Raw genomic sequence first — 23289 nt, 5'->3', positions numbered from 1 at the left:
ACCTCGTGCGGGATGGTTTGTCCGCATCGTAGGCGGGCTCAGGACCGGATCGTTCCGTGGGGCTGATCAGGGAGTGCCGGGGAGATTCCAGTCGCTTCTCTCCCGCGAGACGATGATCTTGCCGAAGGTGGCCCGGCCGACGACCCTGATGACCGGGCCGTCCCCGTCGCCCGTGCCGCCGGAGATGCTGCGCTTGGCGAACAGCGCACCCACCTCGTCGATGACGTGGGCGTTGCGGGGGACCCTGACGATCAGCTTGCCGCAGTAGGAGTTGACCTCAAGGGTGATCTCCCGGCCCGGCAGCACCGCGTCGGACAGGTCGACGATCAGCGCGCCGAAGGTGGCGCGCAGCGCGGTGTGCCGTCCGGCGATCCAGCGCCCGCCGCGCACGACCTTGCTGAAGACGGCGGCGACCTCCTGCCGCTCGGGGGCGACCCCGCGGGCGGGGGCGGTGACGTCGGGCAGGTCGCGGGTGATGGGGACGAGGTCGTCCGTCGTGACGGCGGTGTAGGCGGCCGCCAGCCGGTCGGCGTGCTCGACGCTGGTGAGGCGGCCGGTGGCGAACGCCTCACCCAGCACCGCGGCCACATGGTCGCGGTCGGCGTCGGAGGCGCGCAGAACGGGGTCATAGGACGTCATGCCTGTGAGTGTACGACTATTCAAGATATATCGCGATGCCTCCGAGGAGAAGAAATCGCCGAGATATGGAACCGACCGTAGGGCGGTTTACGTCCGGTATGTAACACGTTCGTAACGCACGAAAGGGCGGCGAGGTTTACCGAACGAGGACAGAGATCTCGGCAAAGGATTGGTGATCTTGAGCGAAGCTTCCAGGCGCGGATTCCGGGCCTACACCGCGAAACACCTCGACGACCTGCTGCGCAGAGGCGGCCTGGGTGACGACGAGCGGCTGCGGATCAGGGCGGTGGCGACGGTGCTGCCCTTCCGCACCAACGCCTATGTGGTGGATCGGCTCATCGACTGGGCGGCCGTCCCCGACGACCCCATCTATCGGCTGGTCTTCCCTCAGGAGGACATGCTGCCCGAGGCGGACGTCACCAGGCTGGCGGGCCTGCTGCGGGCCGGCGCGGGGAACGCCGAGATCCAGGCGGCGGCGAACAGGGTCAGGATGAGGCTCAACCCGCACCCCGCCGGCCAGCTCGACCTCAACGTCCCGCGCGTCGGCACGGAGCCGGTGCCCGGCATGCAGCACAAATACCCTGAGACCGTGCTCTTCTTCCCCAAGCAGGGGCAGACGTGCCACGCCTACTGCACCTACTGCTTCCGCTGGGCCCAGTTCATCGGGGAGCCGGACCTGAAGTTCGCCTCCGACGACGTCGACGCCCTCGTCCGCTACCTCAAGGACCACCCCGAGGTGACCAGCGTGCTGCTCACCGGCGGAGACCCCATGATCATGGGTGAGCCGGTGCTCCGCCGCTATCTGGAGCCGCTGCTCGGCATCGAACAGCTGGAGTCCATCCGCATCGGCACCAAGTCGCTGGCCTACTGGCCGCAGCGGTTCGTCTCCGATCCCGACAGCGACGACACGCTCCGCCTGTTCGCCTCCGTGGTCGACGCGGGCAAGAACCTGGCCTTCATGGCGCACTTCTCGCACCCCCGGGAGCTGGAACTCCCGGTCGTCGAGGCCGCCGTCGCGGGGATCACGGCCACCGGCGCGGTCGTGAGGACGCAGGCACCGCTGATCCGGTCGATCAACGACGACCCCGGGACCTGGTCGTCCATGTGGCGCAGGCAACTCACCATGGGCATGATCCCGTACTACATGTTCGTCGAGCGCGACACCGGGCCGCAGGACTACTTCGCGGTGCCGCTCGCCAGGGCCTACGAGATCTTCAGGGACGCCTACGCGGGCGTTTCCGGGCTGTGCCGCACCGTGCGGGGCCCGTCGATGTCGGCCACGCCCGGCAAGGTCTGCCTGGACGGCGTCGCGGAGGTCGCGGGGCAGAAGGTCTTCGTGCTCCACCTCATCCAGGCGCGCGATCCGGAGCTGGTCGGCCGCCCCTTCTTCGCGAGGTACGACCCGAAGGCCGTGTGGCTCACCGACCTGAGCCCGGCCTTCGCCGACCGCTTCCCCTTCGAGCCAGCCGCCGTCGCCCCCCGGCGGCTGTCGGCCTGATCCGCCCCCCTGACGGCTCGGCGGCCCGTGCGCGGTCTCGCGGGAGCCCGTGGCGACGCGGCGGGACGACGAGGAAACCGGCCGGTGCGCACCGGCCGGTTTCCGTCGCCTCAGCGCCCCGGGCCCCGCACGGAGGTGCGACGGGCGATCTCGGCCTGGAGTCTGGCCATCTGCCAGTGCAGCTCGATGAGCTGCTCGGTCAGCTGGAGACGCGGAATCTCTGACGGGTCCTCGACGGACAGGTGGTCGATCGCGGTGGACAGCTCTCGCATCGCGCGCCCCCACTCCATGACGGCTTCCTTGGATCGAAACAACGTTCGAATCATACCGGAACACCGAACACGCTGTCAGTCCATTGCCTCCCGTGTCCCACCCCGGGACGTGCCATATCGCGCTAGTTCTGGTATTCGGGTGTCACGTATCCGCGGGCCACGGTGTGGGCGGTGATGTTGAAGCCCACCACGGCGGGCGGGGTGTCGGCGTCGAGGCCGAGTTTCTCCACGTCGAGGGCGTGCACCGCGAAGATGTAGCGGTGCGGGGGCCCGGGGGGCGGCGCGGCGCCGCCGTAGGCGTTGTGGCTGTAGTCGTTGCGCCCGTGCACGCCCACGCCGCCGTCGCCGGCACCCGCGCCGGCGGGCAGCTCGGTCACGTCGGCCGGGATGTCGAACAGCAGCCAGTGCCAGAACCCGCTGCCGGTGGGGGCGTCGGGGTCGAAGCACGTCACGGCGTAGCTGAGGGTGCCCTCCGGGGCGCCGGACCAGCGCAGGTGGGGGGAGACGTTCTGGCCGGTGGAGCCCCAGTCGTTGAACACGTGGGTCTCCGCCATGCGCTCGCCGTCGCGGACGTCGTCGCTCTCGACGGTCAGCGCGGGAACCTGGGGCAGGAAGTCATACGGAATCGGTGGCCGCGTGGACACGATTCACCTCCGATGGAAGCGTCTTGTCGGTCGCTCCTCATCCTGCCCTGCCGCCGGGCCCGTAACGATCGGACGCCGCGTGTTCGGCGGTCGTGGCGATCGGACCCGTGTGGTCGAGAGACCGTGTGCCCGAGAGGCTGTGGCGTCCGGAGGCCGGGCGGTCAGACCTTGTTGTAGGCGGCGAGGACCGTCTGCGGGTCGCCGTCCATCCTGATCTTGCCCTTGTGCAGCCAGATGACCCGGTTGCAGGTCTCCTCGATCACGTCGAGGTTGTGGGCGACCAGGAAGACGGTGCCGGCCTCGTCGCGCATCTTCTTGATGCGGTCCTGGCTCTTGCGCCGGAACTCGCGGTCGCCGGTGGCGAGGGCCTCGTCGATGAGCAGCACGTCGTGGGACTTGGCCGAGGCGATGGCGAAGCGGAGCCTGGCGCCCATGCCCGAGGAGTAGGTGGACATGGGGAACTGCACGAACTCCCCGATGCCGGAGAAGTCGACGATGTCCTCGTACTTCTCCTTGACCTGCGCGGGGTTCATGCCCATCGCGTAGCAGCCGAGCACGATGTTGCGCTCGCCGGTGAGCTCGCGCATCAGCGCGGCGTTGACGCCGAGCAGGGAGGGCTGGCCGTCGGTGTAGACGGCACCGGAGTGCGGGGGCAGGAGGCCGGCGATGGCGCGCAGCAGCGTGGACTTGCCGGAGCCGTTGCGGCCGACGATGCCGATGGCGTCGCCGTGTCGGGCCACGAAGGACACGCCGCGCACGGCGTGGACCTCCTTCATCTGCGGCCGCCCCTGGCGCTTGACGAGGCGCATGAGGGCGTTGACGGCGTTGCCCTTCTCCACGTCGCTGGCCGCGCCGTACACCCGGTAGATGATGTGCAGGTCGTCCACGATGACCGTGGGGGCGCCCTCGGGGACGGGGGCGGGTTCCGGGTTGGGGTGCACCCTGACGTCCGTGCTCGGCACGGCGGGCTCCTCGGCCTTCACTCGGGACAGCTCCTCGGTCAACTCAGCCACGGCCGTACTTCTCCTCGGCTCGCCAGAAGTACCAGAAGCCGCCGAGCAGAGCGAACACCGCCCAGAATACGCAGACCGCCCAGATGTAGGGCCGGGCCGGGTGGGTCTGCATGAGCAGGTCCCGCATGAGCTCGATGTACGCGGCGGCGGGGTTGAAATACATGATGTCGGCGACCCACTGGGGGAGGTCGGCGCCGCCGGGGCCCACGACCTTGTCCTCGATGGAGAAGAAGACGCCGGAGGCGTAGAGCCAGGTGCGCATGATGAAGGGCAGCAGCTGGTTCAGGTCGCGGGCGGTGGCGCCGACCCGGGCGAGCACCAGGCTCGCGCCGACGTTGAACATGGTCTGCAGCAGCAGGGCGACCGGGATCAGCAGCCACAGGAGGGTGATGGGCTCCTTGGTGAGCAGCACCAGCCCGAACAGCACGCCCATGGAGATGAGCAGCTGCTGGAACTCCTGGATCGTGTAGGCGAGCGGGAGCGCGGCGCGCGGGAAGTGCAGGGCGCGGATCAGCGACAGGTTGCCGGAGATCGCCTTGGCGCCGCCGCTCACCGAGCGCTGGGTGTAGGTGAAGACGAACATCCCGGTGATGAGGAAGGCCGGGTAGTTCTCGATGCCCTTGCTCGCGCCGAGGATCAGGCCGAACATCAGGAAGTAGATGGCGGCGTTGAGCAGCGGTGTGAGGACCTGCCAGAGCTGGCCCAGGGCCGAGTTGCTGTACTTCGAGACGTTGCGCGACGTGGCGTACGTCATGACGAAGTGCCGTCGTTCCCACAGCTGGCGCAGGTAGACGGGCAGACTCGGGCGTGCGATGGCACGCCGAAGTCCGTGGCGCGCGGCGAGCTTGGCCAGCGGCTCTTGCCCCTGCGCGGGGGTGCCGTTACTCGGGCCGCCCGCCTGGGCGTCCGCGATCGCGGATTCCGGCTGGCTCATGGCAAGGACTCTATTGGATGCGAGTGGATGAAGTGCCTGCGGCGGGGGTCCGCCGCACACATTGGACGGGATCTCCGGGCAACAGGTTCCAGGGCAATTGTGCGGTTCTCCTGCGGGAGACCGGGCCCTCTGTGATCACGTCAGCGCAGGCCCAGGTCAGGGTCACCGGAAGGTAACGGATGCGAGCAGTACCGGCGCGGGGGTATTTTGGCGTGACCGTTCATGTCCTACGTGTGCCTGGATGTCGTTTTCATGCACATCCAGGATCTTGGCCTCGTCGAGTTGGCAGGTATGTGACGCCGAATCAGTGCATGCGTGACCGAACTGCAACATCACAGATATAAGTCGGTGTGGAGCGGTAGGGAATAGTCGCGATCGATCGGTGTGGCGTCAGCACCCGGACCGGAACAGCGGGAAGCAGGGACCACAAGATCCTCCTTCGCGGTGCTCGGGTCACGGACTCAGTGTCGACGTAAGCCTGCAAAGGGAGGATTTACCGCAATGCGTGTTACTAAGGGTGCGCGGATCACCGCCGGCACCGCGCTGCTCGCTCTCGCGCTGACCGCGTGTGGCGGCTCGACGTCCTCGGATGGCGGGACGGCCGCGGCCGACCAGCCCGTGCGCATGGAGCTCGGCGAGCCGCAGAAGCTCTTCTACCCCGGTGACACCACCGAGTCCGAGGGCTCCGAGGTCCTGGCCGCCATCTTCGCCCCGCTGGTCGGCTACGACGAGAACAAGCAGGTCGTGGACGAGGTCGCCGAGTCGATCGAGTCGCCCGACAACACGGTGTGGACGATCAAGCTCAAGCCCGGCTACACCTGGCACAACGGCGAGAAGCTGATCGCGCAGAACTATGTCGACGCGTGGAACTACGCCGCCAACCAGGACAACGTCCAGGGCGCCAACGGCTTCTTCAGCCGGGTCGACGGCTGGGCCGACCTGAACCCGGGCGAGGGCAAGACCGTCTCCACCAAGGAGATGAAGGGTCTCAAGGTCGTCGACGAGAGCACCTTCACCGTCACCCTCTCCAAGCCGTTCTCGCAGTTCAAGACGATGCTGGGCTACACGGCGTTCTACCCCCTGCCCAAGGCGGCCTTCGGCCCCGACGGCAAGGTCACCGAGGAGTTCGCCAAGAAGCCGATCGGCCAGGGCTACTTCCAGATCGACAAGCCCTACAACAAGGGCACCGACCAGACGATCGACCTCACCCGGTACGACAAGTTCGCCGGGACGAAGCCGAAGTTCACCAAGCTCCAGTTCAAGCTCTACACGAGCCCGGAGACCGCGTTCAACGACCTGGCCGCGGGCAACCTCGACGTCCACGACTCGCTGCCCCCGTCGGCGATCGCCAGGGCCAAGTCGGAGCTCGGCGAGCGCTACCTGGACGAGGCGGACGCCGGCGTCGGCTACATCGGCTTCCCGCTGCAGTACAACAAGACGTACGAGAACGTGAAGGTCCGCGAGGCCATCTCCATGGCCATCGACCGCGCGACCATCGCCGACAAGGTCTTCTCCGGCACGCGCGCCCCGGCCGACGACTTCATCAACCCCCTCCTCGACGGCTACCGCGCCGGTGCCTGCGCGGCCTGCAGCTACGAGCCCGACAAGGCCAAGGCGCAGTACGCCGAGAACAACGGTCCCAAGACGCTGGAGCTGGGCTACAACACCGACGGCCCGCACAAGGAGTGGATCGAGGCCGTCGCGAACAGCCTCCGCGCCAACCTGGGCATCGAGGTGACGGTCAAGCCCTTCGAGAAGTTCGCCTCGATTCTCGACGAGCTCGACAAGAAGACCTACAGCGGCCTGTTCCGCATGGGCTGGGCGATCGACTACCCGTCGGCGGAGAACTACCTGACCCCGATCTTCTCCACCGTCGCGATCAAGACCGGCTCCAACTACGCCGGCTGGTCGAACAAGGAGTTCGACGAGCTCCTGGCCAAGGGCGACACCGCCGCGACTCAGGAGGAGGGCCTGAAGTTCTACCAGCAGGCCGACGACATCCTGATCAAGGAACTGCCCTACATCCCGGTGTACTTCTACCGGACCAACGCCGCGTTCTCCCAGCACGTCAAGGGCGTCAAGATCAATCTTCTCAACCAGGTCGAGTGGACCGAGGTCGAGAAGGCCAGCTGACGACCGGTTGAGGGCCGGGCGGGAGCCCGGCCCCACTGGCCGCCCGGGACGATCTCGCGGCACCGTGTGACCCGCCGGTCCGCGAGATCGCCCCCGGGCACCTACGGGAGATACGAATGGGCCGTTACATTCTCAGGCGCCTGATCCAGGCCATACCAGTCCTGGTGGGCGCCACCCTGCTCATCTACGCCATCGTGTTCGCGCTGCCCGGTGACCCCATCGCGGCGCTGGCGGGCGAGAAGCGCATAGACCCCAACATCGTCGCCATCCTGCGTGAGCAGTACCACCTGAACGACCCGTTCCTGGTGCAGTACTGGTACTACGTCGTCGGCCTGCTCGGCGGCGACTTCGGTACCACCTTCGCCGGTGTCGGAGTCGACGAGATCATGGCCGGCAAGTTCCAGGTGACCATCAACCTGGCGGCGACCGCCCTGGTGATGGAGGCCGTCATCGGCGTGGGCCTCGGCCTGTACGCGGCGCTGCGCCACGGCAAGGCCAGCGACTCGATGATCCTCGCCTCCACCCTGGTGCTGATCTCCATCCCCACCCTGGTCACCGGCTTCGTGCTCCAGCTGCTGCTGGGCGTGAAGCTCAAGCAGGCCGGGATCGACCTCTTCCCCGTCGCGGGCGTGACGGAGGGCTGGCGCAGCTACCTGCTGCCCGGCTTCGTGCTCGCGGGGACGTCGATCGCCTACCTCACCCGGCTCGCCAGGAACAGCCTGGTGGAGATCCTGCGCGCCGACTACATCCGCACCGCGGTGGCCAAGGGCCTGCCCCGGAGCCGGATCGTCGGGCGGCACGCGCTGCGCAACGCGCTGATCCCGTTGGTCACCTACCTGGGCGCCGACCTCGGCGCGTTGATGGGCGGTGCGGTGATCACCGAGACGATCTTCAACCTGCCGGGAATCGGCCAGCAGCTGTTCAGCTCCGTGTACCTGCGCGAGCAGCCCGTGGTCGTCGGCATCGTGACCGTGCTGGTGCTGATCTACATCCTTGCCAACCTGGTCGTCGACCTGCTCTACGCCGTGCTCGACCCGAGGATCCGCTATGAGTGACACCCTTGTCCCGGCCGGAGGGCAGACCGGGAATCCCAAGCACGGCAGGTCGAGAAGAGGGGCGAAGGGCGCCAAGGCGCCCAAGGCCGCGAGCCTGTGGAGCGACGCCTGGTACGACCTGCGCCGCCGCCCGCTCTTCATCGGGGCCTCCGTCCTCATCGCCCTCCTGGTCGTGATGGCGGTGCTCCCCTCGCTGTTCACCTCGGTGAACCCGTTCGACGCCAAGAACTGCAACCTGGGCGACGCCCGGCTGGGCATGAGCGAGGCCCACTGGTTCGGCACCGACAACCTGGGCTGCGACATCTACGCCCGGACCATCTACGGCGCCCGCAACTCGATCGTGGTCGGGCTCGCCACCACCGTCGTCACCGCGATCGTGGGCGGCCTGCTCGGCCTCTTCGCGGGGTTCAGGGGCGGCCTGCTGGACACCCTGCTCTCCCGGCTCACGGAGATCTTCTTCGCGATCCCGTCGATCCTCGGCGCCCTGCTCATCCTGGCGGTCTTCCGCACGGGCAACGTGTGGACCGTCATGCTCGCGCTGGCCGTGCTCACCTGGCCGATGACGTACCGGATCATGAGGGCGGCGGTGATCACCGCCAAGAGCCAGGACTACGTGCTCGCGGCGAGGGCGCTCGGCGCCTCGGCGCCGAGGATCATGTTCCGGCACATCCTGCCGAACGCGATCGCCTCGGTGATCGTGGTCGCCACGATCAACCTGGGTTACTTCATCGCCGCCGAGGCCGGTCTGTCCTTCCTCGGCGTGGGCCTGCGCTCGCCCGACATCTCCTGGGGGCTCATGATCTCCGACGCCAGGGAGCGCTTCCTGGAGGCTCCCTGGGCGCTGCTGTTCCCGGCGCTGTTCCTGAGCCTGACGGTGCTGGCCTTCATCATGCTGGGCGACGCCGTCCGCGACGCCCTCGACCCGAAGCTGCGGTAGGGGGACCCGTGAAGAAGACCTCAACGCCGGTGGTGCCGTCCAGGGAGGCGCCGGGCAGCGAGCCGCTGCTCGCCGTCGACGACCTGCACGTGGAGTTCGTGACCAGGCAGGGCGTGGTGAAGGCGGTCAACGGGGTCAGCTACTCGCTGAACGCCGGGGAGACGCTCGCGGTGCTCGGCGAGTCCGGCTCGGGCAAGTCGGTGACCGCGCAGGCCATCATGGGCATCCTCGACTCCCCGCCGGCCCGCGTTCCCCGGGGCGAGATCCGCTTCCGGGGCACGAACCTGCTGGAGCTGTCCGAGGAGGCCCGCACCCAGGTGCGCGGCCGGCGGATCGCGATGATCTTCCAGGACGCGCTCTCCGCGCTGAACCCGGTGTTCACCGTCGGCGCCCAGATCGGGGAGATGTTCCGGGTGCACCGGGGCGCCTCCAAGCGCGACGCCGAGAAGAAGGCGATCGAGCTGATGGACCGGGTCCGCATCCCGGCCGCCAGGCAGCGGGTGCACGACTACCCCCACCAGTTCTCCGGGGGAATGCGCCAGCGCATCATGATCGCGATGTCGATCGCGCTCGACCCCGAGGTGCTGATCGCCGACGAGCCGACCACCGCCCTCGACGTGACGGTGCAGGCCCAGATCATGGAACTCCTGGGCGAGCTGCGGCGCGAGAGCGACATGGGCCTGATCCTGATCACCCACGACCTCGGCGTGGTGGCCGACGTCGCCGACAAGATCGCGGTCATGTACGGCGGGCGGATCGTGGAGAACGCCCTCGTGCACGACATCTACCGCAGGCCCGCCCACCCGTACGCCAAGGGCCTGCTCGACTCGATTCCCCGGGTCGACCAGAAGGGGCAGGAGCTGTACGCCATCAAGGGCATGCCGCCGAACCTGCTCGACATGCCCTCGGGCTGCGCCTTCCACCCCCGCTGTCCGTACCGTCAGGACAACTGCGTCGTCGACGCGCCCCCGCTGTACGAGATCGGCCCGACGCGCGGCAGCGCGTGTCACTACTGGAGGGAGGTCCTCGATGGCAGCCACGGGTGAGCCGATCCTTGAGGTCCGCGACCTGGTCAAGCACTTCCCGCTGACCCAGGGCGTCATCCTGCGCAGGCAGGTCGGCGCGATCAAGGCCGTCGACGGGGTCTCCTTCGACCTGCGCCGGGGCGAGACGCTCGGCATCGTGGGCGAGTCCGGGTGCGGCAAGTCCACGCTGGCCAAGCTCCTGATGGCGCTGGAGCGGCCGACCTCGGGCTCGGTGCGGATCAACGGCCAGGAGATCGCCGACGCCAGGCGCGGCAACCTCAAGCGGGCCCGCCGCAACATCCAGATGGTCATGCAGGACCCGTACACCTCGCTGAACCCCCGGATGACCGTGGGCGACATCATCGGCGAGCCGTTCGAGATCCACAAGGAGGTCGCCCCCAAGGGCGACCGGCGTCGCAAGGTCCAGGACCTCCTCGAAGTGGTGGGCCTCAACCCCGACCACATCAACCGCTATCCGCACCAGTTCTCCGGCGGCCAGCGCCAGCGCATCGGGATCGCCCGGGGGCTGGCGCTCCAGCCGGAGATCATCGTCTGTGACGAGCCGGTCTCCGCGCTGGACGTGTCGATCCAGGCGCAGGTCGTCAACCTGCTGGAGCGGCTGCAGGACGAGTTCGGCCTCGCGTACGTCTTCATCGCCCACGACCTGTCGGTGGTCCGGCACATCTCCGACCGGGTCGGGGTGATGTACCTCGGCAAGATGGTGGAGATCGGTAAGGACGTCGAGATCTACGACCGGCCCGCGCACCCCTACACCCAGGCGCTGCTGTCGGCCGTTCCGGTGCCCGACCCCGAGGGGCGCGAACGACGCGAACGGATCATCCTCCAGGGTGACCCGCCGTCCCCCGCCAACCCGCCGTCGGGCTGCCGGTTCCGTACGCGGTGCTGGAAGGCCCAGGAGATCTGCTCCGTCGAGGAGCCGCTGCTGCAGATCCGGCCCGGCACCGCGCACGCGAGCGCCTGCCACTTCGCCGAGACCCACGACGTGATCCACGTGTAGGGAACGCCCGGCAGAGCCGGGGAGGTCCGCGGAGCGGCCCGACCGGAACGGCGAAGGGCGCGGCCCCCACATGGAGTCGTGGAGGCCGCGCCCTGTCTGTCTACCGCTTCACCGCGGGGTGTCCGTCCTGCTAGAGGATGTCGACGCCGACGCCGTCGACGCCGACGAGGCCGCCGATGCCGACGCCGTGGCCGACTCCGCTGCCGCTGCTGATGATGTTGCCACCACCGCCGATGGTGTTGCCGCGGCCGAAGCCACCGCCGAAGACGCCGCCGCCGCCGAAGCCGCCGCCGTAGACGCCGCCGCCGTACACGCCGCCGCCGTAGACGCCCCCGCCGTAGACGCCGCCCCCGTAGACGCCGCCCCCGTAGACGCCGCCGCCGTAGATGCCGCCGCCGTACACGCCGCCGCCGCAGCCGGCCGCGACGACGGTGGGAACGACGACGGGGGCGACGACGGGCGCGCAGACGGCCGTGGGAACGGCGACGACGCCGCCGCAGCAGTCGGCCTTGGCCTTGGCGGCCTTGGCGGCCTTGACCTTGACGACCTGGGCGGCCGAGGTGACGGCGGCCTTGGAGGCCGTCGAGGAGGTGGCGGCGGACGCGGCCGCGGCCGGTGCGATGACGGCGATGCCGACACACGCGGAGGTGATGAGAAGACGACGAATCATTGTTGTTCCCCCTGGAAGGAAATCGTCGCGGCAGTGTCTGGGGCCTCTGGAACGGACCGTCTGCACGCGGCTACTCAAAGTAACGGGAGTGAGACTATCCAGCGACATGCTTTCTGGAGGGTCAAGAATGGTCAGCTTGTGGCAATGATCGCGGGGTCATAACCGAACGAACCTCGGTCGATCGCCGTTTCGATCCGGTCGCACTCGACCTGTCACGCCCCGCCGAATTCCTTGATTACCAGGTCAGCTGGTATATCCGGCCGAGGCCGGCCTCCCGGCGGACGGCAGGGCGAGAAGGGCGCGCTCCAGGGGGGAACCGTCGAGGTGGAGATCCGCCGGGGACGCGGGGCGGAACGGCGCGGTGCGATTTTCCGGGGGGATCGGTAAACGTCACCGTAATTTCGGCATGCGTAATTTCAGGGGAAACGGATTTCGGCTGAAAAGACATTTCACTGAACGGGCTACCGCATGGGGCGATTTCCTCTTAAATCGCGTTTGCCGAGTATTTCAGGGTGAGGAGGCGAGGCGCACGCGGGCTCCGGGCGGCAGGCCCAGCCGCTGGGAGGCGTCGCCGGAGTTGACCGCGAGCGCGATCAGCCCGGCCGAGTCGGTGAAGGCGACGATCTCCCCGGGCGGGACCGCGGCGAAGCTCTCCCTGAACGGCACCGAGAGCCGCCGCCTGCCCAGCCAGACCACCAGCGTGTCTCCCGGCGCGACGTCCAGCGTCCCCAGCTCGCCGGAGCCGATCGACAGCTGGGCGTTGCCGTGCCGGTCGATCGACAGCACCTCCCCCTCGACGTAGCCCTCCTGGACGGTGGAGGTGGGCGCGGGCAGCGAGACGAGCCGCTCCAGCGGGATCTCCGGCCCCAGCTCGGACGGAGGGCGCCCGATCGCCAGGTGCGCCGCCACCGGGGCGAAGAGGTCGCGCCCGTGGAAGGTCGGCGAGACCGGCTCCAGGAAGAACTCCTTGTTGGAGAGCTCGTAGGCGGCCCTCGCGCCCCCGCTGGCGTGGATCGCCCACGACAGCAGCCCGTTGTCCGGGCCCAGGAACACGTGGTCGCCGGCCTCGACGGCCACGGCCCGGCGCGAGCCGCCACCGGCGGGATCCACCACGGCGACGTGCACGCCGGGGGGAAGGTAGGCGATCGTCTGGGCGAGGATCGCCGCACCGCGCCGTACGTCCCCCGAGGGGACCAGATGGCACACGTCAATGATTCGCGACTCCGGAGAGATTCCGACGATCACGCCGTGACATGCGGCGATGTAGCCGTCTTCCAGTCCGTAGTCGGTGAGAAGGCTGATGACAGAGGTCACATCAGGTGACTGTACGTCTCCACATCCGTCATGAACAGCACGAAATTCCGGACTATCCTGACTTCGGGCCGCGCGTGCGCGGTGGGATCGCCGCGTGCCCCGAAGGAGGAGGAGGCAATGGACACCGTGCCGAGTTCCGGCGACGGCGCCGCTCCGGAGCCCGTGTCGAGACCTCTCACCGACAGGGAGCGCGAGCTGCTCGCCTTCGAGCGCCAGTGGTGGCGCTACGCGGGCGCCAAGGAACAGGCGGTCCGCGAGGCCTTCGACATCTCCGCGACGCGCTACTACCAGTTGCTCAGCGAGCTCATCGACCTGCCGGCGGCGCTCGCCCACGACCCGATGCTGGTCAAGCGCCTGCGCCGGCTCCGCGAGACCCGGCGCCGCGATCGCGCTGCCCGGAAAATGGGCTTGCGCCCCTGATGTTCGGGTACGACCGGTCGGGCGGCGATCGCGAGAGCGGAGCCGGTATGACGGTGCACACACTCGACAGGCTGAGGCGAGCATGACGACGAATACGTCCGACGGGCTGAAGGCGATCGTCGCCGACCCGGCGGGGGCGGTGATCGGACTCGACTTCGACGGCACGCTGTCCCCGATCGTCCCCGACCCCGCGGCGGCCAGGATCCACCCCGGCGGGGCCGAGGTGCTGGCCAGGCTCGGCCGCCTGGTCGGCGCCGTGGTGATCGTGACCGGCCGTCCGGCCGCCACGGCCGTCGAGTACGGCTCCCTGGCCGGTGTGCCGGGGCTGGTCGTGCTCGGGCACTACGGCCTCGAACGCTGGGAGGCGGGGGCGCTCGCCGCGCCGCCCGTCCACCCCGGCCTCGACCTCGCCCGCACCGGGCTCGTCCCGCTGGTGGCGGGGCTCGACGGGGTGAGGATCGAGGACAAGGAGCGGTCGGTGGCCGTGCACACCCGGCAGGCCGCCGACCCGTGGGCGACGCTCGACGCGCTGCGCGATCCGGTCGCCGCGCTGGCCGCCGGGGCGGGGCTGGTGGTGGAGCCGGGCAAGTTCGTGCTGGAGCTGCGCCCGCCGGGGATGGACAAGGGAGTGGCGCTGAACGCCTTCCTGGGCGAGCGGGCCGCCAGGTCGGTGCTGTTCGCCGGGGACGACCTGGGGGACCTCCCGGCGTTCGCGGCCGTACGAGCCTCCGGGCTGCCGGGCGTGACGGTGTTCAGCGGGTCGCTCGAGATCGAGGTGGAGGCCGACATCGTGGTGGACGGGCCGCCGGGGGTCCTGGAGTTCCTCACCTCGGTCGCCGACGCCGTCGAGAGCGAGGCGCGGAACGGGGCGGGGGCGTAGGGCGAGGCGCCGAGACGCGGGACCGGGCGTGCGCGGGGGCCCGCCCAGGCGGGGTGCTCGCCTGGAAGGGGCGGCCCGCCGGGGATTTCCCGCCCGTGCCCGCTGAGGCGGGGCGCTCGCCCGGAAGGACCGGCCGCCCGGGATCGCTCAGGCGGGGGCGCTCGGCCGGGACCGGCCTGCCGGGGGTCGCCCGCCCGCTCAGGCGGGGTCGCCGGCGCCCGCCGGGGAAAGTCCTCTCGCGGTGACCAGCAGCCCTCCGACGGCGAGCCCGATCAGGGCGGGGACCATGAGGAACGCCGACTGGGTGCCGAACCCGTCGGCCAGCGCGCCCAGCAGGAACGGCCCGATCCCCACCGCCAGCCCGGCGAAGATCGAGGCCATCGCCGACGCCCGGTCCCGCCGCCCGCCGGAGGCGGCCAGCACCCGCGACAGCGCCATCGGGAAGTGCAACGCGACCCCCAGCCCCGAAACGGCCAGGCCCGCGTAGGAGAGCACCGGGCTCGTGCTCAGCCAGAAGATCGCCCACCCGGCCGCCGCGACCAGGAGGGCGCCGAGGAACAGCGTGGTCGGGGGGATCCGCAGGGCCAGCCACCCCCCGGCCAGCCGCCCGGCCGCCATCCCGGCGGTGAACGCCGCGACCGCGGTCGCGGCCACCGCCGCGGGCATCCCGGTCTGGTCGGAGAACAGCTTGGCCGCCCACAGGTTGAAGCAGAACTCCGCCGCGACGCAGCAGAACAGCACGGCCGAGGCCAGGTAGAACCGCCAGCCGAAGCGGGTCTCCCGCCCCCCGTCCCCGTCCGGGGTCTCCCGGGGCTCGGGGATCCGTACGCGCCCCATGACCAGCGCGAGCAGCGTGGCCAGCAGAGGGGTCACCAGCAGCGCGGCCCGCCAGCCGAAGGCGCTCTGCGCGGCGGCGCTGACCACGAACGGGACCCCGATGCCGACGATCACGCAGACGGCGTTGGCCTCGCTGATCGCCGCCGGGCCGGCCGGGCCGTGCCGGTCGTCGAGCGCGGCCATGCCCAGGTACAGGACGATCGAGGCCAGCCCGCTGGCGACGCCGTACCCGAGGAGGGTGACCGGCAGCAGGGTGGGGGCCGCCGCGACCATGAGCGTGCCGGAGCCCATCCCGGCCATCCCGATCCAGATGGCGGCCCGGCGGCCGATCCGTCCGGTCAGCCAGGGCAGGGCGAGGCCGATGACGATGCCGCCGACGGCCATCGCCGTCCCGTGCAGGCCGGCGACCGCCTGGGACACGCCCTGGTCGAGGCGGAGCAGCGGGAGCGCGGCGCTGAGGCCGTACAGGTAGGTGGCGAAGACGCCGAGCTGGAGGTAGATCAGCCAGGTCGCGCGGTCGCGGATCAGCCGGACGGGCGCGATCGCGGTCAACTCGGTCTCCCATACGCCGAAAAGTGAAATAGCTGCAAAAACTATCTCATATGGGGCTAAAACTGCTTGGCGCCCCGAGCCTCACCCGAGGGCCTCGAGCTGCTCGGCGAACCACCGGTGCGGGGGGAGCGCGGTCGCCGCGGCGGCCAGCAGGACGCCCCTCCTGGCGCGCTCGTCCGAGGGCATCGTCAGGCCCTCGTGCAGCGCGGCGGCCGTGGCCGAGACGTCGTAGGGGTTCACCGTCAGCGCGTGCTCGCCCAGCTCGGCGGCGGCACCGGCCTCCCGTGACAGCACCAGCGCGCTGTGCGGCGACAGGATCGGCCCCTCCTTGGCCACCAGGTTCATGCCGTCGCGGATCGGGTTGACCAGCAGCACGTCGGCCAGCCGGTAGGCGGCCAGCGAGCGCGGGTAGTCGTCGTCGACGTTGAGGATCAGCGGGTCCCAGTCCTCGGTGGCGTACTCGTCCTCGATCTCCTCGGCGCAGCGCTGCACCGCCGCCGTGTACTCGCGGTATTCGGGCAGGTCGTGCCGGGACGGGTAGGCGAAGGCGAGGTGCGTGACCCGGCCGTGCCACTCCGGGTGGGCCGCGAGGAACTGCTTGTAGGCGACCAGGCCCCGCACGATGTTCTTCGACAGCTCCGTCCTGTCGATCCGCACGATCAGCCTGCGGTCGCCCACCTGGGCGCGGAGCGCGGCCATGTGGGACTCCACGTCGGGCTCGGAGGCCCGGGTCCACAGCGCCTTGCCGTCGACGCCCAGGCTGTGGGTGCCGATCCGGGTCGTCCTGCCCGCGTGCGTGATCGTGCGCTCCTCGCGGTCGACCCGCGCGCCGAGCACCGTCTCGCAGCAGTCCATGAACGCCCCGCCCCAGCGGGCGGTGAGGAAGCCCGCGTGGTCGGCGCCCAGGATGCCTTCGAGGAGCTCGGTCGCGACGTCGTCGGGGAGGAGGTTGAAGTATTCGGGCGGCGCCCACGGCGTGTGCGAGAAGTGCGCCACCCGCAGGTCGGGGCGCTCCCCCCTGAGCATCGCCGGGGCCAGGCTCAGGTGGTAGTCCTGCACCATCACCCGCGCCCCGTGCGGGGCCTCCTCGGCCAGCGCCATCGCGAACGCCTCGTTGTAGGACTGGTACGACTCCCACTCCCGGCGGAACCTGGCGTCGAAGTGCGGCCTGTTGGGGATGTCGTACAGGAGGTGGTGGACGAACCAGAGGGTGGAGTTGGCGACCGCGTTGTAGGCGCGGTGGAAGGTCGCCGGGGGGATGTCGAGCATCCGCAGCGCCCCGGTGTCGTAGCCCGCCTGGTCGAGCCGGCCGCCGGGCGCCAGCCGCACGGCGCCGCGGTCGCCGTCGGACAGCGCCGCGCAGACCCACAGGACGTTGAGGTCCTTCGCGACCTCCGACAGGCCCGAGACCAGGCCGCCACCTCCCCTGCGCATGGACAGCGAGCCGTCCTCGGAGAGGGTGAAGGAGACGGGGCCGCGGTTGGAGGCCACCAGGATCGCGCTCATCGATTCTCCTTGAGCGTGGAGACCCCAAGGTTAACCGGCGCCTGGTCGGGATGTCCTCGCTCTTCGGGTCCAGGAAGTAAGGGCGTTCATCGAATTGTGTCAGCTCTTGTCAGCAGGTGGAGTGATGAACCCCGCCTTGTCGCCCTTTTTGTGGCGGGGAGGGAGGTCACCATTCGCGATCCCCGACCGTAGGATGTCCAGCGACCGTGACCGCTGATGGGGGCCCGTGATGGCGCTGGACGAGACGACCGAGGACCTGGCCCGATCGGCCGCCCAAGGTGACCACCGCGCTCTCGGTGAGCTGCTGAAGCGGATCGAGCCCGCCGTGCTCAGGCACTGCGGCCGGATCCTGCCCTTCCGGCAGGACGCCGAGGAGGCCTGTCAGGACACCCTGCTCGCGGTGGCACGCAACATCGGCCGCTTCGAGGGGCGCGCCCGGTTCAGCACCTGGCTGCACATCGTGACCGCCAACTGCGCCAGGACCACCTACCGCTCGCTGAAGCGCCGCGCGGCCGAGCAGAGCTCAGACGAGCTGCCGCTGCAGAAGCCGGACGTCGCCCGGGTGAGCGTGATCGCCGGGTCCAGGCTGGACCTGCTCGACGCGATGGAGGCGCTGGAGGCCGAGAAGCCGGAGCTGGCCCAGGCGCTGGTGCTGCGCGACATCTGCCAGCTCGACTACAACGAGGTGGCCGAGCAGCTGCGCATCCCGCTGGGCACCGCCAAGTCGCGCATCCACCAGGCGCGCAAGTACGTCCAGGGCGCCCTGGGCGACGCCTACGGCTTCTGACCGCCGCCCGGCTTTCCGGAGGCTCGGCTTCTGACCACCGCCCGGCTTTCCGGGTGCCTGTCCGGCCGCCCGGTTTCCGGCCGCCGCCCGGCTTTCCCCGCGCCCGCCGGGCCACTCGGGTTCCGGCCGCCTGTCCGGCCCCTGTCCGGCCCCTGTCCGGCCCCTGTCCGGCCCCTGTCCGGCCCCTGGCCGGTCGCGGTGCCACCCGGCCGGGAACGGCCGGGTGGCCGGACGGTGGGAGCCGTTCGAGAACACTCCCGTGTGGCGCGCGGCCTCGGTGACCTCGCCTGATCTATGGTGGCGTTGCCCATATCACGTGATCGACCAGAGATATGGGGCGATCTCCCCTCCCGCCATGAAAGCCCAGGTCGAGGAGAGATCATATGTCCCGCAGACACGCTGTCACCGCGGCATGTGTCCTGACGGTCACCGCGCTCGCCCTGGCCGCCGTACCGGCCGGTGCCGAACGCCACGCGACGGGTGCCCCGGTCGTGCCCGCCGCCCCGTCCGCCACCACCGCCGTGTCCACCGCGTCGGCCCCTTTGGAACCGCCGCCGGGCATGTTGGAGGCACTTGAGCGCGACCTGGGCCTGACCCCGGCCCAGGCCCGGATCCGCCTGCTCAACGAGGCCCGCCTGACCCCGGTCGCGGCACATCTGGCCAGGAGACTCGGCCCCCGTTTCGGCGGTACCTGGTTTCAGGGGAGCGTCGCGCAGACCCTGGTGGCGGGCACCACCAGTGTCGGCGACATCCCCGTGATCCTCGAGGCGGGCGCCCAGGCCGAGGTCGTCCCCAGATCGCTGGCGGAGCTCACCGCGATCAAGAAGAAGATCGACGAGACCCTGCCCCCGCAGCGACTCGTGTCGAGCGTGCGCCTGGTCGACGTGAAGAGGAACAAGGTGGTCGTCCTCTCCCCGCAACCCGGGATCGCCCAGAACTTCGTCGCGAGCGCGGGCGTGGACACGGAGGCGGTGGTCGTACTGCCCACCGCCGAGGTTCCCCTGCCCCTGTACGACCTGGTGGGCGGCAACGCCTACTACATCGGCGTCACCAGCCGCTGCTCGATCGGCTTCTCCGTGCTCAAGGGCACCCAGCAGGGCTTCGTCAGCGCCGGCCACTGCGGAAGGGCCGGGAACACCACCACCGGCTTCAACCGGGTCACCCAGGGGACCTTCCAGGGATCGACCTTCCCCGGTAACGACTACTCCTGGGTCGCGACCAACGCCAACTGGACGGCCACCCCGAAGGTGGACAACGGCCAGGGCGGCACCGTACCCGTCGCCGGCGCCCAGGTCGCCATCGAAGGGGCCTCGGTCTGCCGGTCCGGCTCCACCACCGACTTCCACTGCGGTGTCGTCCAGCAACGCGACGTCAGCGTCACCTACCCCCAGGGCACCGTCTTCGGGCTGACCCGCACCAACGTCTGCGCCGAACCCGGAGACTCCGGCGGCTCCTTCATCGCCATCGACCAGGCCCAGGGCGTCACCTCCGGCGGCTCCGGAGACTGCACCTCCGGCGGTGTCACCTACTTCCAGCCGATCGGCCCGATCCTCACCGCCTACGGCCTGGCCCTGAGGACGACCGCGGGCAATCCACCCCCGCCGGTCACCGGCACCTGCACCGGCTTCCCGAACAACTACACCGGCACCCTGACCACCGGCCAGTCCGCCTACCAGCCGAGGGGTCTCTACTACAGGTCGACCGTCAGGGGGCTGCACTCCGGCTGCCTGGACGGCCCCGACTTCGACCTGTACCTGCAGAAGTGGAACGGCAGGAGCTGGGTGGTCGTCGCCACCTCCGACAGTCCGGGGCCCGACGAGAGGATCTCCTACACCGGCACGCCCGGCTACTACCGCTACCGGGTGTTCGCCTCGGCCGGCTCCGGTGCCTACATCCTGGGGTTCAGGGCGCCGTAACCCGTTCCGGGACGCCGTCCGCGCCCCGGCGGCGACGACCGGGGAGGGGGCGAGGCCCCCGCCGGGGCCGCCTGCCGCCCGACCGGCGTCCCAGGTTCGTTTGTCCGCTGGATAACACGTCATGTCTCGCACAGTGAGACAAGGAGCCAGGAGGGCGGCGGGGCGGGGTAGAGTGCTTAGGACCTGCGCGTCAGGTTCCCAACTGAATATTTGCTCATCCAGAGGGGTGGAGGGACCGGCCCTGCGAAGCCCCGGCAACCATCCCGGTTCAAGACTCGTGATCTGAACGAGGTCGGCCGGGACAGGTGCCAATTCCGGTCTGTGACCAGGGTGGTCCGCAGACGAAGATGAGGGAAAGGCCTCGCTTCATGGCGCTCGCAACCACTGAGAACAACCCCACCTCCTCCGCTCGTGCCGACGGCGCGCGTGACGCGCGCTTCGGCCCCGCCGTGGCCCTCTCCTGCCGGGAGTGCGGTGCCCGCTACGACCTCGGCCCCAGTTTCGCCTGTAACGAGTGTTTCGGGCCCCTTGAGATCGCGTACGACTTCGGGCGTGTGACCCGGGAGCGGATCGCCGAGGGGCCGACCAACATCTGGCGCTACCGCTCGCTGCTGCCCGTCCCCGAGGACGTGGCCACCAAGCCCAACATGGCGCCCGGCTGGACCAAGCTCGTCAACGCCGGAAACCTCGCCCGCGAGCTGGGCATCCGCTCCCTGCACGTGAAGGACGACTCCGGCAATCCCACGCACTCCTTCAAGGACCGCGTGGTGGCCATCGCCGTCGAGGCGGCCCGCAACTTCGGGTTCCACACCCTCTCCTGCTCCTCCACCGGCAACCTGGCCGGCGCCGTGACCGCCGCCGCCGCGCGGGCCGGGCTGGACGCCTGCGTGTTCATCCCCTCCGACCTGGAGCAGGCCAAGATCGTCATGGCCTCCGTGTACGGCGGCAGGCTCATCGGCATCGAGGGCACCTACGACGACGTGAACCGCTTCTGCTCCGAGCTCATCGGCGACGAGCTGGGCGACCAGTGGGGCTTCGTCAACGTCAACCTCCGGCCCTACTACGCGGAGGGCTCCAAGACCCTGGCCTACGAGATCGCCGAGCAGCTCGGCTGGCGCATCCCCGACCAGATCGTCATCCCGGTCGCGTCGGGCTCGCAGCTCACGAAGGTCGACAAGGGCTTCAAGGAGCTGATCGCGCTCGGCCTGGTCGAGGACAAGCCGTACAAGATCTTCGCGGCCCAGGCCGAGGGATGCTCCCCGGTCTCCGCCGCCTACAAGGCGGGCCACGACGTGATCCGCCCGGTCAAGCCGGACACGATCGCCAAGTCGCTGGCGATCGGCAACCCGGCCGACGGCCCGTACGTCCTGGACATCGCCCGCCGCACCGGCGGGGCGGTCGAGGACGTCACCGACGCCGAGATCGTCGACGCGATCCGGCTGCTGGCCAGGACCGAGGGCATCTTCGCCGAGACCGCCGGGGGCGTCGTCGTCGGGGTGCTGCGCAAGCTGGTCGCCTCGGGCACGCTCGACCCCGACGCCGAGACGGTGGTCCTCAACACCGGCGACGGTCTCAAGACCCTTGACGCGGTGGCCGCGGAGGCGCGACCGACCGCGGTGATTCGGCCTTCTCTTGACGCATTCCGTGCGGCTATCGCCTAGAAATCGTGAAAGGTACTGAATTATGAGCGTTTCTGTGCGGATTCCGACGATTCTCCGGACTTACACCGATGGTGCGGCCGAGGTGAACGGAGAGGGTGAGACCCTGCGCGATGTTCTGCAGAAGCTCGACGCGGACTTCCCGGGGATCGGCGCCCGGATTCTTGACGAAGCGGGGAAGATCCGACGTTTTGTCAACGTCTATGTCGGGGATGAGGACGTCCGATTTGTCGACAACCTCGACACGGCGACGCCCTCCGGCGCCCAGGTCTCCATCATCCCGGCGGTGGCCGGAGGCTGATCCTCCCGCCCTGGCGCGGCCCTGACCGCCCAGCGCCGCCCCCAGGGGCGCCCACGACCCCACGGCACCCGCCCCGCCCCCGCCCGGCGGAGGGCGCGCCCCCCCCCCCCCCCCCCCCGGCCCCGGCCGGGCGGGTGCCGTGTTTTATGACCCAAGCTCACATTTGTGGACTGGATGGGTAATGTAACCCTTAACTAACTAATAGTGATAATGAAACTCTGGTCTCGTACTAAAAGCTCTCGTAAAGAGGTAGTTTGGTGCTTGACTCTGTTGCCCTACCGCTTCCCACAGGTATGGTCGGAACGATCGACGTGGCGAAGTCCGTCCGGCGATTGAGGACTTCGCGAGAGGAATGGGCGTCGTCCTTAAGACCAGTAAGAGGAGTCGCAAGTGGCGCAGGGCACCGTCAAATGGTTCAACGCGGACAAGGGCTACGGCTTCATCGCGGTAGACGGTGGTAAGGATGTGTTCGTCCATTACTCCGCAATCATGATGGATGGCTACCGTGCCCTCGAGCAGGGCCAGCGGGTGGAGTTCGAGATCACCCAGGGCCAGAAAGGTCCCCAGGCGGAGTCCGTCAGGGCGGTCTGACACAGCCGTTTCGTGAATTCGCAGGGAAGAACCGGTGGATCCCGCGGTATCGCAGTCCGCTGGATCCTCACCGCCTGAGCCCGGCTCGCCTCCCCCAACCGGCGAGCCGGGCTTTCGCGTTGTACGGGACGTGTGACCGTACGGGACGTGTGGCCGCGGGCGTGTGACCGTACGGGCGCTCGGGGGGGCGCACGGGTGGTGTCCGCGACATGCGGTCGCGCGACACGCCGACGCGACACGGAGCCCGCGGCGCGACACGGAGCCCGCCGGGTGGCGGGGAGGGTGCCGGTGGGCCGATGATGACGGGTGGCCCACATCGGCGTGACGCGAGATCTACGCTTGTATGACGCGGAGCTGACGTCCCCTTCCCGCGCGGCGCAGGTCAACGGATCGTGGCTTGCACTCGACAGGGTAGAGTGCTAAACAGATTGTTGGCACTCACGCATAGAGAGTGCCAATCCTGGATCGAGGCGATGGGGCCCGCCGAACGGAGTCGTGGGCCCACATGCCGTCGCGGGCGTCGGCTCGGTCCGGTGTAAGCCACCCTGTCTCTGGGAGGTCTAGCCGTATGGCAGCCAAGATGATCGCGTTTAACGAGGACGCCCGGCGCGGTCTCGAGCGTGGCATGAACCAGCTCGCGGACGCCGTCAAGGTGACCCTCGGCCCCAAGGGCCGTAACGTCGTGCTGG

General features: G+C 69.4%; 22 protein-coding genes and 1 riboswitch. Of the genes, 13 read left to right on the top strand and 9 right to left on the bottom strand.

Going from position 1 to position 23289, the window contains the following annotated elements; translation table 11 throughout:
• Positions 1 to 66 precede the first annotated feature (66 nt).
• Entirely contained in the window at positions 67 to 639 is a 573-nt protein-coding gene (locus ACFFRH_RS42370) for a DUF1707 SHOCT-like domain-containing protein (protein ID WP_386163717.1), read from the bottom strand.
• Between the two features lie 172 nt (positions 640 to 811).
• Here ACFFRH_RS42370 and ACFFRH_RS42365 point away from each other — a divergent pair, with 172 nt between their 5' ends.
• The gene (locus ACFFRH_RS42365) at positions 812 to 2137 is read left to right on the top strand and encodes a KamA family radical SAM protein (protein WP_386163715.1); all 1326 of its coding nucleotides are present in this window, start codon (positions 812 to 814) and stop codon (positions 2135 to 2137) included.
• A gap of 110 nt (positions 2138 to 2247) precedes the next feature.
• Here the strand turns inward: ACFFRH_RS42365 and ACFFRH_RS42360 are convergent, their stop codons facing one another.
• The 4 genes from ACFFRH_RS42360 to ACFFRH_RS42345 form a co-directional block, all read right to left on the bottom strand.
• Entirely contained in the window at positions 2248 to 2427 is a 180-nt protein-coding gene (locus ACFFRH_RS42360; RefSeq protein ID WP_329086969.1) for a hypothetical protein, read from the bottom strand.
• Between the two features lie 104 nt (positions 2428 to 2531).
• Positions 2532 to 3053 carry a YbhB/YbcL family Raf kinase inhibitor-like protein gene (locus ACFFRH_RS42355; protein ID WP_344744259.1) on the bottom strand — a complete coding sequence of 174 codons (522 nt, stop codon included), beginning with the start codon at positions 3051 to 3053 and terminating at the stop codon, positions 2532 to 2534.
• Positions 3054 to 3214: 161 nt separating this feature from the next.
• Entirely contained in the window at positions 3215 to 4066 is an 852-nt protein-coding gene (locus ACFFRH_RS42350) for an ABC transporter ATP-binding protein (protein WP_344744260.1), read from the bottom strand.
• Positions 4059 to 5000 (bottom strand): ABC transporter permease, encoded by a 942-nt coding sequence (locus tag ACFFRH_RS42345; RefSeq protein ID WP_344744261.1) that lies wholly within the window; start codon positions 4998 to 5000, stop codon positions 4059 to 4061. The genes ACFFRH_RS42350 and ACFFRH_RS42345 overlap by 8 nt, the downstream gene beginning before the upstream one ends.
• Positions 5001 to 5501: 501 nt before the next feature.
• Here ACFFRH_RS42345 and ACFFRH_RS42340 point away from each other — a divergent pair.
• From ACFFRH_RS42340 to ACFFRH_RS42320, 5 genes are all read left to right on the top strand, one after another.
• Positions 5502 to 7133 carry a peptide ABC transporter substrate-binding protein gene (locus ACFFRH_RS42340; protein ID WP_344744262.1) on the top strand — a complete coding sequence of 544 codons (1632 nt, stop codon included), beginning with the start codon at positions 5502 to 5504 and terminating at the stop codon, positions 7131 to 7133.
• Positions 7134 to 7249: 116 nt separating this feature from the next.
• Positions 7250 to 8188: an ABC transporter permease gene (locus tag ACFFRH_RS42335; RefSeq protein WP_344744263.1), complete on the top strand. Its 939-nt coding sequence runs from the start codon at positions 7250 to 7252 to the stop codon at positions 8186 to 8188.
• Complete coding sequence (locus tag ACFFRH_RS42330; RefSeq protein ID WP_344744264.1) at positions 8181 to 9125, top strand: ABC transporter permease; 945 nt, start codon at positions 8181 to 8183, stop codon at positions 9123 to 9125. The genes ACFFRH_RS42335 and ACFFRH_RS42330 overlap by 8 nt, the downstream gene beginning before the upstream one ends.
• An 8-nt stretch (positions 9126 to 9133) precedes the next feature.
• Entirely contained in the window at positions 9134 to 10171 is a 1038-nt protein-coding gene (locus ACFFRH_RS42325; RefSeq protein WP_344744267.1) for an ABC transporter ATP-binding protein, read from the top strand.
• Positions 10155 to 11168 (top strand): ABC transporter ATP-binding protein, encoded by a 1014-nt coding sequence (locus ACFFRH_RS42320; protein WP_344744268.1) that lies wholly within the window; start codon positions 10155 to 10157, stop codon positions 11166 to 11168. Before ACFFRH_RS42325 ends, ACFFRH_RS42320 begins: the two co-directional genes overlap by 17 nt.
• 130 nt (positions 11169 to 11298) lie before the next feature.
• Here the strand turns inward: ACFFRH_RS42320 and ACFFRH_RS42315 are convergent, their stop codons facing one another.
• Positions 11299 to 11838: a hypothetical protein gene (locus ACFFRH_RS42315; RefSeq protein WP_386163709.1), complete on the bottom strand. Its 540-nt coding sequence runs from the start codon at positions 11836 to 11838 to the stop codon at positions 11299 to 11301.
• Between the two features lie 507 nt (positions 11839 to 12345).
• Positions 12346 to 13152, bottom strand: a complete 807-nt coding sequence (locus tag ACFFRH_RS42310; protein WP_344744270.1) for an SAM hydrolase/SAM-dependent halogenase family protein — start codon at positions 13150 to 13152, stop codon at positions 12346 to 12348.
• A gap of 117 nt (positions 13153 to 13269) precedes the next feature.
• On the opposite strand from ACFFRH_RS42310, the gene ACFFRH_RS42305 reads away from it, so the two are divergent.
• Positions 13270 to 13572, top strand: a complete 303-nt coding sequence (locus ACFFRH_RS42305) for a DUF3263 domain-containing protein (RefSeq protein ID WP_344744271.1) — start codon at positions 13270 to 13272, stop codon at positions 13570 to 13572.
• Between the two features lie 82 nt (positions 13573 to 13654).
• Positions 13655 to 14452, top strand: a complete 798-nt coding sequence (otsB, locus tag ACFFRH_RS42300) for a trehalose-phosphatase (RefSeq protein ID WP_344744272.1) — start codon at positions 13655 to 13657, stop codon at positions 14450 to 14452.
• Between the two features lie 198 nt (positions 14453 to 14650).
• On the opposite strand, the gene ACFFRH_RS42295 is transcribed toward otsB, so the two are convergent.
• Complete coding sequence (locus tag ACFFRH_RS42295) at positions 14651 to 15841, bottom strand: MFS transporter (protein ID WP_344744273.1); 1191 nt, start codon at positions 15839 to 15841, stop codon at positions 14651 to 14653.
• Positions 15842 to 15922: 81 nt separating this feature from the next.
• Complete coding sequence (locus tag ACFFRH_RS42290; RefSeq protein ID WP_344744274.1) at positions 15923 to 17347, bottom strand: alpha,alpha-trehalose-phosphate synthase (UDP-forming); 1425 nt, start codon at positions 17345 to 17347, stop codon at positions 15923 to 15925.
• Between the two features lie 229 nt (positions 17348 to 17576).
• On the opposite strand from ACFFRH_RS42290, the gene ACFFRH_RS42285 reads away from it, so the two are divergent.
• The 5 genes from ACFFRH_RS42285 to ACFFRH_RS42265 all read left to right on the top strand — a co-directional run bounded on the left by ACFFRH_RS42285 (position 17577) and on the right by ACFFRH_RS42265 (position 22600).
• Entirely contained in the window at positions 17577 to 18134 is a 558-nt protein-coding gene (locus ACFFRH_RS42285) for an RNA polymerase sigma factor (RefSeq protein WP_344744275.1), read from the top strand.
• A 383-nt stretch (positions 18135 to 18517) separates the two neighbouring features.
• A complete protein-coding gene (locus tag ACFFRH_RS42280; RefSeq protein ID WP_344744276.1) occupies positions 18518 to 20050 on the top strand; it encodes a S1 family peptidase in 1533 nt (510 codons plus the stop codon).
• Positions 20051 to 20261: 211 nt separating this feature from the next.
• Positions 20262 to 20404, top strand: a riboswitch (SAM riboswitch).
• Positions 20405 to 20418: 14 nt separating this feature from the next.
• Positions 20419 to 21711 (top strand): threonine synthase, encoded by a 1293-nt coding sequence (gene thrC, locus ACFFRH_RS42275; RefSeq protein ID WP_344744278.1) that lies wholly within the window; start codon positions 20419 to 20421, stop codon positions 21709 to 21711.
• 22 nt (positions 21712 to 21733) lie between these two features.
• Positions 21734 to 22009, top strand: a complete 276-nt coding sequence (locus ACFFRH_RS42270) for a MoaD/ThiS family protein (protein WP_344744279.1) — start codon at positions 21734 to 21736, stop codon at positions 22007 to 22009.
• Between the two features lie 390 nt (positions 22010 to 22399).
• Positions 22400 to 22600 carry a cold-shock protein gene (locus tag ACFFRH_RS42265; RefSeq protein ID WP_012895270.1) on the top strand — a complete coding sequence of 67 codons (201 nt, stop codon included), beginning with the start codon at positions 22400 to 22402 and terminating at the stop codon, positions 22598 to 22600.
• The last annotated feature ends 689 nt before the right edge of the window (positions 22601 to 23289 follow it).

This window comes from Streptosporangium vulgare (genome assembly GCF_042428775.1).
GTDB classification, from domain to species: Bacteria; Actinomycetota; Actinomycetes; order Streptosporangiales; family Streptosporangiaceae; genus Streptosporangium; species Streptosporangium vulgare.
This window is presented reverse-complemented; position numbering and strand designations above follow the sequence as displayed.

Excerpts from the sequence above, each read along its gene's own strand:
- ACFFRH_RS42370 (WP_386163717.1), bottom strand. The coding sequence starts at position 639 with ATGACGTCCTATGACCCCGTTCTGCGCGCCTCCGACGCCGACCGCGAC.
- otsB (WP_344744272.1), top strand. The coding sequence starts at position 13,655 with ATGACGACGAATACGTCCGACGGGCTGAAGGCGATCGTCGCCGACCCG.
- ACFFRH_RS42285 (WP_344744275.1), top strand. The coding sequence starts at position 17,577 with ATGGCGCTGGACGAGACGACCGAGGACCTGGCCCGATCGGCCGCCCAA.
- ACFFRH_RS42330 (WP_344744264.1), top strand. The coding sequence starts at position 8,181 with ATGAGTGACACCCTTGTCCCGGCCGGAGGGCAGACCGGGAATCCCAAG.
- ACFFRH_RS42280 (WP_344744276.1), top strand. The coding sequence starts at position 18,518 with ATGTCCCGCAGACACGCTGTCACCGCGGCATGTGTCCTGACGGTCACC.
- ACFFRH_RS42290 (WP_344744274.1), bottom strand. The coding sequence starts at position 17,347 with ATGAGCGCGATCCTGGTGGCCTCCAACCGCGGCCCCGTCTCCTTCACC.
- ACFFRH_RS42270 (WP_344744279.1), top strand. The coding sequence starts at position 21,734 with ATGAGCGTTTCTGTGCGGATTCCGACGATTCTCCGGACTTACACCGAT.
- ACFFRH_RS42320 (WP_344744268.1), top strand. The coding sequence starts at position 10,155 with ATGGCAGCCACGGGTGAGCCGATCCTTGAGGTCCGCGACCTGGTCAAG.
- ACFFRH_RS42335 (WP_344744263.1), top strand. The coding sequence starts at position 7,250 with ATGGGCCGTTACATTCTCAGGCGCCTGATCCAGGCCATACCAGTCCTG.
- ACFFRH_RS42305 (WP_344744271.1), top strand. The coding sequence starts at position 13,270 with ATGGACACCGTGCCGAGTTCCGGCGACGGCGCCGCTCCGGAGCCCGTG.
- ACFFRH_RS42360 (WP_329086969.1), bottom strand. The coding sequence starts at position 2,427 with ATGGAGTGGGGGCGCGCGATGCGAGAGCTGTCCACCGCGATCGACCAC.
- ACFFRH_RS42315 (WP_386163709.1), bottom strand. The coding sequence starts at position 11,838 with ATGATTCGTCGTCTTCTCATCACCTCCGCGTGTGTCGGCATCGCCGTC.
- ACFFRH_RS42345 (WP_344744261.1), bottom strand. The coding sequence starts at position 5,000 with ATGAGCCAGCCGGAATCCGCGATCGCGGACGCCCAGGCGGGCGGCCCG.
- thrC (WP_344744278.1), top strand. The coding sequence starts at position 20,419 with ATGGCGCTCGCAACCACTGAGAACAACCCCACCTCCTCCGCTCGTGCC.
- ACFFRH_RS42340 (WP_344744262.1), top strand. The coding sequence starts at position 5,502 with ATGCGTGTTACTAAGGGTGCGCGGATCACCGCCGGCACCGCGCTGCTC.